Genomic DNA, 452 nt, shown 5'->3' with positions numbered 1-452 from the left:
CCGCAAACCCAAGTAATGGTTGATTTTATAGATGACCACAAACCACAATATGGAGTCGAGCCAATCTGTAGAGTACTACCGATTGCTCCATCCACATACTATCGTGCCAAAGAGCTAGAATTCAGTCCTGAAAAGCGTTCACAGCGTAGTCAGCATGACGATTTCTATCTTAATGAGATTAAACGTATCTGGCAGGACAGCAAGTGCCGTTATGGTACTCGTAAAGTCTGGAAACAGTTGAAAGCAGAGGGTATACATCCTGCACGCTGCACTGTAGAGCGGTTAATGCGGCAGCATGGCATGCAGGGTGTTTGGCGAGGTAAAGGTAAGATAACGACTAAGTCTCGTGACGATCAAAAGCGTGCTGATGATTTGGTTAATCGTAACTTTAATGCCCATCGCCCTAACCAACTATGGGTTGCTGATTTTACCTATATAAAGACACTGAGTGG

At 44.7% G+C, this 452-nt stretch carries 1 protein-coding gene and 1 other annotated feature; the gene reads left to right on the top strand.

Going from position 1 to position 452, the window contains the following annotated elements; genetic code table 11:
• Positions 1-90 (top strand) — a sequence feature (AL1L pseudoknot). This feature is flagged as partial in the annotation.
• On the top strand, positions 1-452 hold a 452-nt coding region (locus tag ACT3SX_RS15560; RefSeq protein WP_444761877.1), incomplete at both ends, for an IS3 family transposase. Its footprint overlaps the feature before it by 90 nt.

The organism is Psychrobacter sp. AOP31-B2-9 (genome assembly GCF_052378005.1).
Classification (GTDB): Bacteria; Pseudomonadota; Gammaproteobacteria; order Pseudomonadales; family Moraxellaceae; genus Psychrobacter.
This window is presented reverse-complemented; position numbering and strand designations above follow the sequence as displayed.